We start from the raw sequence: 8,115 nt of genomic DNA, 5'->3' as shown, positions 1-8,115 counted from the left end.
GGCGGACTCCACTCGAACAATAAAAGAAAACTATTGAATATTCATGATTGTTGGCGCACATCGGCATGACCCTGTGTAAAGGGGGACGTGCGAATTGCTATCTGCAATTTATCCTGACCAGGATCCTGGGATCCCGATCGGGACCGCGGATCATAGCCTAAACTGAGCCAGAGATCTTCTGTTTCTCACAGATTCTTCCCGATTTATCCACAGGAAGATCCGGAACCGGGTAAGTGTAAACGATCCTGGCGCGAGTGCCCCGCGATTTAGTCCGCATATTGGAAAAATTAATGAGCACAGACAATTTATTGCTTAAATGATCTAACGAAGATCCGGGACGATCCTTGCGCTTTGTTGGAGAGCCCGTATAATCCTCGACCCGGCGCGTGATGCTCATCTTCCTGCGTCGTTCGTTGCTCATTTTCCACGCGAAAACGTGCGGAAATACGCAGGGATTTAAGGAAAGAGAATTGACTCCGGAGTGTACAATTATTACAATCCGGCCTCTTTAATCACCCACGGCTTCGGCGTCCGTCATTCGAAACTCGGTCGGGCATCCGCAAAAGTCATGAATTTTTTCAAGTTTAGGTAGAAATCGCCATGAAACGCACTTTTCAACCGTCTGTACTGAAGCGCAACCGTTCTCACGGCTTCCGTGCTCGTATGGCTACTAAAAATGGTCGTCAGGTTCTGGCACGTCGTCGTGCTAAAGGCCGCGCTCGTCTGACCGTTTCCAAGTAATAAAGCTAACCCCTGAGTGGTTAAGCTCGCATTTCCCAGGGAGTTACGTTTGTTAACTCCCACTCATTTCACTTTCGTCTTCCAGCAGCCACAACGGGCTGGCACGCCGCAAATCACCATCCTCGGCCGCCAAAATTCGCTGGGGCATCCCCGCATCGGTCTCACAGTCGCCAAGAAAAATGTTAAGCGTGCGCATGAACGCAATCGGATTAAACGTCTGACGCGTGAAAGCTTCCGTTTACGTCAACACGAACTGCCTTCTATGGATTTCGTGGTGGTGGCGAAAAGGGGGGTTGCCGACCTCGATAACCGTGCTCTCTCGGAAGCGTTGGAAAAATTATGGCGCCGCCACTGTCGCCTGGCTCACGGGTCCTGATAGCCCTCATTCGGGTCTATCAGCGCCTGATTAGTCCGCTACTCGGGCCACATTGCCGTTTCACGCCAACATGCTCAAGCTACGGAATTGAGGCATTGCGCAGGTTTGGAGTGATAAAAGGCAGTTGGTTGACGGTGAAACGCGTATTAAAATGCCACCCTTTACACCCAGGTGGAGACGACCCCGTCCCTCCAGGACCCTTTGATACCAGAGAACACTAACGATGGATTCGCAACGCAATCTTCTTATCATCGCTTTGTTGTTCGTGTCTTTCATGATCTGGCAGGCATGGGAGCAGGATAAAAATCCTCAGCCCCAGCAGCAGACCACGCAGACCACGACCACCGCAGCGGGTAGCGCCGCCGACCAGGGCGTACCGGCCAGTGGCCAGGGGAAACAGATTACGGTTAAGACCGATGTGCTTGAGCTGACTATCAACACCCGTGGTGGTGATGTTGAGCAGGCGCTGCTGTTGACCTACCCGAAAGAGCTGAAGTCTACCGAACCGTTCCAGTTACTGGAAACCACACCTGAGTTCCTGTATCAGGCTCAGAGCGGCCTGACCGGTCGTGATGGCCCGGATAACCCGGCTAACGGTGCGCGTCCTCTGTATAACGTCGAGAGTGATACCTTTGTGCTGGCCGACGGTCAGAACGAACTCGCTATCCCGATGACCTACACCGATGCCGCGGGCAACACCTTCACCAAAACCTTCACCCTGAAACGCGGTGAGTATGCGGTGAACGTGGGCTATAGCGTACAGAACGCCGGTGAGAAACCGCTGGAAATCTCTACCTTTGGTCAGCTGAAGCAGTCCATCAATCTGCCGTCTCACCGTGACACCGGAAGCAGCAACTTTGCGCTGCATACCTTCCGCGGCGCGGCGTACTCCACGCCTGACGCGAAGTACGAGAAATACAAATTCGACACCATTGCCGATAACGAAAACCTGAACGTCAGCTCCAAAGGCGGCTGGGTAGCCATGCTGCAGCAGTATTTCGCAACAGCATGGATCCCGAATAACGACGGTACCAACAACTTCTACACCGCGAACCTCGGCAACGGTATTGCAGCCATCGGCTACAAATCACAGCCTGTTCTGGTTCAGCCGGGTCAAACCGGTAAGCTGGCAAGCACCCTGTGGGTCGGCCCGGAAATCCAGGACAAAATGGCTGCTGTTGCGCCGCACCTGGATCTGACCGTAGATTACGGCTGGTTGTGGTTCATCTCTCAGCCGCTGTTTAAGCTGCTGAAGTTCATCCACAGCTTCCTGGGTAACTGGGGCTTCTCCATCATCGTTATCACCTTCATCGTTCGTGGCATCATGTACCCGCTGACAAAAGCGCAGTACACCTCCATGGCGAAGATGCGCATGCTGCAGCCGAAGATTCAGGCGATGCGTGAGCGTCTGGGCGATGACAAACAGCGTCAGAGCCAGGAAATGATGGCCCTGTATAAAGCAGAGAAAGTGAACCCACTGGGTGGTTGCTTCCCGCTGCTGATTCAGATGCCAATCTTCCTTGCGCTGTACTACATGCTGATGGGTTCCGTTGAGCTGCGCCATGCGCCGTTCGCCCTGTGGATCCATGACCTGTCCGCACAGGACCCGTACTACATCCTGCCGATCCTGATGGGCGTGACGATGTTCTTCATCCAGAAGATGTCGCCGACCACCGTGACCGACCCGATGCAACAGAAGATCATGACCTTTATGCCGGTCATCTTCACCGTGTTCTTCCTGTGGTTCCCGTCAGGTCTGGTGCTGTACTATATCGTCAGCAACCTGGTGACCATCATCCAGCAGCAGCTGATTTATCGTGGTCTGGAAAAACGTGGCCTGCATAGCCGCGAAAAGAAAAAGTCCTGATTCGGTAAGTTAACGCTAAAATAAGGGCGGTCGATTGACCGCCTTTTTTATTTGTATTTGAACGAGACCAACCATGAGCCATAACGACACTATCGTCGCCCAGGCAACCCCACCGGGACGCGGTGGTGTAGGCATTCTGCGAATCTCCGGCCTGAAGGCACGCGAGGTGGCCGAAGCGGTGCTGGGTAAACTGCCAAAGCCGCGCTACGCTGATTACCTGCCCTTTAAGGATACCGACGGCACGCCGCTGGACCAGGGCATTGCGCTGTGGTTCCCCGGCCCGAACTCCTTTACCGGCGAAGACGTGCTGGAGCTGCAGGGCCACGGCGGCCCGGTTATCCTCGACCTGCTGTTAAAACGTATCCTGACCCTGCCGGGCCTGCGCATCGCGAAGCCGGGCGAGTTTTCCGAACGTGCCTTCCTCAACGATAAGCTCGATCTGGCGCAGGCCGAGGCGATTGCAGACCTGATCGACGCCAGTTCTGAACAGGCGGCCCGCTCCGCCCTGAACTCGCTGCAGGGGGCATTCTCCGCGCGCGTAAATCACCTTGTGGAAGCACTTACTCACCTCAGGATCTACGTGGAAGCGGCTATCGACTTCCCGGATGAGGAGATCGACTTTCTCTCTGACGGCAAAATCGAAGCCCAGCTCAACCAGGTGATGGCCGATCTCGACGCCGTTCGCGCCGAAGCGCGTCAGGGCAGCCTGCTGCGTGAAGGGATGAAGGTGGTCATCGCCGGACGCCCTAATGCCGGGAAATCGAGCCTGCTGAACGCCCTGGCGGGCCGTGAAGCGGCCATCGTGACCGACATTGCCGGAACCACCCGCGACGTGCTGCGCGAGCATATCCACATCGACGGGATGCCGCTGCATATCATCGACACCGCCGGTCTGCGCGATGCCAGCGACGAAGTTGAGCGTATCGGTATCGAACGTGCCTGGCAGGAGATCGAGCAGGCTGACCGCGTGCTGTTTATGGTAGACGGCACCACGACCGACGCCGTTGACCCGGCGGAGATCTGGCCGGACTTTATCGCCCGTCTGCCGACCAAACTGCCCATCACCGTGGTGCGTAACAAAGCGGATGTGACCGGCGAAACGCTGGGCATAAGCGATGTGAATGGTCACTCACTGATTCGCCTGTCGGCGCGCACCGGTGAAGGCGTGGATGACCTGCGTAACCATCTCAAGCAGAGCATGGGCTTTGACACCAGCATGGAAGGCGGCTTCCTGGCGCGTCGCCGTCACCTACAGGCGCTGGAAGAGGCGGCGAACCACCTTGTTCAGGGGAAAGCGCAGCTGATCGGCGCGTGGGCGGGTGAACTGCTGGCGGAAGAGCTGCGTCTGGCGCAGCAGAATCTGAGCGAGATCACCGGGGAGTTTACGTCGGACGATCTGCTGGGAAGGATCTTCTCGAGCTTCTGTATTGGTAAATAATTAGAAACCACGCGTATATAAGTTATGCGTGTGGTTTTTAAAAATTCATTCATCGAATTAGTTTTATTAAGTTAATTAATACACCCGCAAAATATTAAATAAAAAGTCCACAAACACGCTATTAATTAATAGAGTGAGTGGGTATATAATAAACGCTGCGCCATATATTTATTCACATAGTGAATGATAAACAAAGGTTTATTATGTTTAAATCCACAGGCCTTTATTTCACTTGCCAGGTAGGCAATCTTTCAGACGACTCCCTGGAAGCTACCGAATTTTCAATGACAGAAGGGCTCTCCGAACTCTTTACCCTTTCAGTCACATTAACCAGCACACGTGACGACATTAACGTTCATGAGTACTTACTCCAGGCTGTTTCGTTTACCATTACGGTCGATGGCGTCGATCAGAGAATAATTAATGGTGTTGTTAGCGCTTTCGAACAAGGGGATACGGGTTTTCGCCGAACGTATTATTTCCTCACCGTGAGACCAGCGCTTTGGGTCCTGAGCCTGAACCAGGACAGCCGTATTTTTCATAAAAAGTCGGTCCCGCAATTACTTGATGAGTTAATTCAGCCTTTCTGCGTTCAGGGTCGCAATCTGATGATGAAAGAAAGTCATCCGGTTCATGAATACGTTACCCAAAAACGTGAATCTTCATGGGAATTTTTCAACCGACTGGCTTCCCAGGAAGGTATTACCTACTGGTTCGATCAGGAAGGTCTCTGCTATAGCGACTGCCGTCTGGCAATGCATAATGTTGCAACACTGGCCTATAACCCACATCCGGCATCGTTACTACGTGACAACATTGTTTCCCAGTGGCGGGCAGGCGCCGCAATGCAGCCGCTGGAAACTATCCATAAAGACAGAAACTACCACAATCCAGCGAATCCCATGCGCGCCAGTCGCGCATCCGCAGACAAGACCGGTAGCGGCACAATGTTCTCAGCCTTTGAAAGCTACGGTCGCTTTCAGGAGGATGGCGAAGGCCGCTCTACGGTTCAGTATCGAATGGATCGTTTTGAGGCCGGAATGCGTACAGGCAGTGCCCGCACCAACTGCGCCCTGTTAATGCCCGGAGTCATTTTTACACTTAAAGATCACCCAGCAGACGCCATGAATGGCGAGTGGCAGGTTATTACAACGCAGATGCAGGGAAAAATGCCAGAGGCTGCAGAGGAAGAAGGAAGCGGCGGCGGCACCACACTCATTTGCGATTTTACGTTTATCCCAGGTAACGCCCAATGGCGTCCGCCTTATCGTTACAAACCGTTGGCGGATGGGGACGAAGTGGCGACGGTTGTAGGTCCAGAAGGTGAAGAAATTTACGTTAATGAGGACGGCTGCGTCCGGGTTCACTTTCACTGGGACCGCTATAATCCAGCCGATGAAAATGCCTCTTGTTGGATCCGCGTAGCGCAGGGCTGGAACGGAAGCGGATTCGGTATGATGGCAATTCCCCGCGTTGGCCAGGAGGTGATTGTCTCTTACCTCAACGGAGATATTGATCGCCCTATCATCACGGGTTTCACCTATAACGGTATTAACCGTCCTCCCTACGAACTGCCGACTAACAAAACGAAAATGGTGATTCGCAGTAAAACCCATAAGGGAGACGGCTATAACGAGATTTCATTTGAAGATAACGCTGGGCAGGAGCAGCTTTTCCTGAGAGCGCAAAAAGACCTGATGGGCCGCGTAGAAAACGACGCACAGTGGCATATCGTACGCGATCAGCACACCAAAATTGAACGCGACCAGATAACCGAGGTCGCCCGTGATCGTCATGACAGCATTACCGGGGAATGGCGTAGCAAGGTAGATGGTGAGGTCTCCCAGGAAATGGGGAGCAGTCTGAATCAGAAAATTGCGCAGTCTCTAATTAGTGAAGCCGGGGAGGAGATTCACTACAAAGCGGGAAGCAAAGTGGTGATTGAAGCCGGTATGGAGTTGACGCTAAAAGCAGGGGGCATGTTCCTGACGATTAACCCCTCAGGCATCTGCATGACCGGGCCGGTACGAATCAATGGCGGAGTCGCGGGTAACGGTTCCGCTCTGCGGTTATTGCGTCCAGGCGTGCCGCTACAAATTCCACAGCCTCCTCCACTATCACCCGCTCAACTGGAAACATTCCAGGCCGAAGCACCCTATTGCGAGGAGTGTGAGAAATGCAAGGATGGGCTTTGTGACTTTTGACTTTAGTAAAACTTCATCAAAGGATGATGTGGTGCAATTTTCAGTGAAGAAGAAGCAAGTCTCACTAACTATGTCAATTACCAAAAAGAGATCAGTCCAGGAGTCGAACTCGCTTCATTTCACACCAGTGAAATAAATGCTAAATAGATCATCGAACGCATATTTAATGAAGGTGAAGAGGGTTTTGTGACCTGTGCGAATCACGTTTTCAGAGTATTACACTCTCTCTTCCCTATAGAAGAAATCAGTTTACCGGACAACCTGAAAGATAGCTTTACAAAAATGAGCGAGAGTTATGTACATTAATTTCATATTAATATTTGCAGCGCAAATAATATTCATATTGAACATGGAGTTTATCTATCTTTTTACAAAACTCTCACAATACTGCTTTTCATACGGATTAATATTCAGCACTATTATCGCCTTGTTTGTTTTTTTACTTTTAAAATCCCCAGCAATCAATAAAAAAATTTATTTGTTACCATTGAGTTTTTCCGTTGGGCTCGTAATAGGAATGCTATCCCACTCTATATCCGGGGTGTATTTTAAGAAATATCAAGTAGATTACGCAGAGCTATATCATTCAAGAGATTATGTGACATTTTTATTATCATCATGGGGGTGGATAATTCTTCCATTATTAATCATTCCAATAAAAAGATTAAAGAAAGGTTTTTGCAACAGGGAAGATTAAACCAACGGCATACATTAAGGGATTATAGATGCTCGATAAATCAAAACGTGTTCAGCAATGGTTAAATTCATCATTGTCGTCAGAGGATACCCTGTGGGCTATTCTCGCCAGCACCAATGGCGCACCAGGGCTTAAATCCTGGTACGAACTCGACGGCACAGCGACACCAGTTGGACTTTACAGGGGAACACCGTATGAGCAATGGCATGCCGTTCAGCCTCTGCTGATTAAAGTTGGACGCTACAGTAATTTCTTGCAGTGGGTAGACAAAACAGACTCTCTCTCCTGGGGATGGTTAGCTATTTCGCCCTTAAATGAAAAAGTCATTACCGACCACCTGCGCACGCTTACACAAATCATTCTTCCTGATGGCAACACTGCGTTCTTTCGCTACTGGGACGGTCTCTTTCTGCTTACGCATATCACCTGGTCTCTTCAGGAATGGCAGAAAGTTCTGCCTGTCTTTAACAGTTACTGGATTAACGGAGTCACAGTGGATACTGAGATCAACACAGATATCCCTGTTCGCCATTCTCCATGGTGGAAAGTTCCTGAGGAGCTTGTTGATTTTCTGAGTAATCAACACTCACCGGCTGCGGTCGCCAACGTTGTTCAATGGCTGAAGGAAACATATCCCGCTGTTTACGATCGATATTCACCGGAACAAATCTCCCAAAAAGCAGCTCTGCTTTACGGCCATGTTCGTTCGCGCTCTCTCAGCAGGCAACATCAAAGCACCCTACTCAAAAAGACGCTACTGGCTGACCTTTCCCCCCTCACTCATGGATGACA

At 51.2% G+C, this 8,115-nt stretch carries 7 protein-coding genes; all 7 read left to right on the top strand.

Annotated features, from left to right (window positions below):
- Positions 1–600: 600 nt before the first annotated feature.
- The 7 genes from rpmH to N2K86_RS22560 all read left to right on the top strand — a co-directional run bounded on the left by rpmH (position 601) and on the right by N2K86_RS22560 (position 8,113).
- A complete protein-coding gene (rpmH, locus tag N2K86_RS22590; protein WP_000831330.1) occupies positions 601–741 on the top strand; it encodes a 50S ribosomal protein L34 in 141 nt (46 codons plus the stop codon).
- A 16-nt stretch (positions 742–757) separates the two neighbouring features.
- Complete coding sequence (gene rnpA / locus N2K86_RS22585) at positions 758–1,117, top strand: ribonuclease P protein component (RefSeq protein WP_010426559.1); 360 nt, start codon at positions 758–760, stop codon at positions 1,115–1,117.
- The gene (yidD, locus tag N2K86_RS22580) at positions 1,081–1,338 is read left to right on the top strand and encodes a membrane protein insertion efficiency factor YidD (RefSeq protein WP_001307474.1); all 258 of its coding nucleotides are present in this window, start codon (positions 1,081–1,083) and stop codon (positions 1,336–1,338) included. Before rnpA ends, yidD begins: the two co-directional genes overlap by 37 nt.
- A 2-nt stretch (positions 1,339–1,340) precedes the next feature.
- The gene (gene yidC / locus N2K86_RS22575; RefSeq protein WP_260660033.1) at positions 1,341–2,984 is read left to right on the top strand and encodes a membrane protein insertase YidC; all 1,644 of its coding nucleotides are present in this window, start codon (positions 1,341–1,343) and stop codon (positions 2,982–2,984) included.
- A 73-nt stretch (positions 2,985–3,057) separates the two neighbouring features.
- Positions 3,058–4,422 carry a tRNA uridine-5-carboxymethylaminomethyl(34) synthesis GTPase MnmE gene (gene mnmE, locus N2K86_RS22570; RefSeq protein WP_260660032.1) on the top strand — a complete coding sequence of 455 codons (1,365 nt, stop codon included), beginning with the start codon at positions 3,058–3,060 and terminating at the stop codon, positions 4,420–4,422.
- A gap of 203 nt (positions 4,423–4,625) precedes the next feature.
- Entirely contained in the window at positions 4,626–6,626 is a 2,001-nt protein-coding gene (locus N2K86_RS22565; RefSeq protein ID WP_260660031.1) for a type VI secretion system Vgr family protein, read from the top strand.
- A gap of 725 nt (positions 6,627–7,351) precedes the next feature.
- Positions 7,352–8,113 (top strand): DUF4123 domain-containing protein, encoded by a 762-nt coding sequence (locus N2K86_RS22560; RefSeq protein ID WP_260660030.1) that lies wholly within the window; start codon positions 7,352–7,354, stop codon positions 8,111–8,113.
- Positions 8,114–8,115: the final 2 nt, after the last annotated feature.

Source organism: Enterobacter mori (assembly GCF_025244905.1).
GTDB lineage: Bacteria > Pseudomonadota > Gammaproteobacteria > Enterobacterales > Enterobacteriaceae > Enterobacter > Enterobacter mori_A.
Note: the sequence above shows the minus strand (reverse complement) of the source record. Positions and strands in the feature narration are given on the sequence as shown.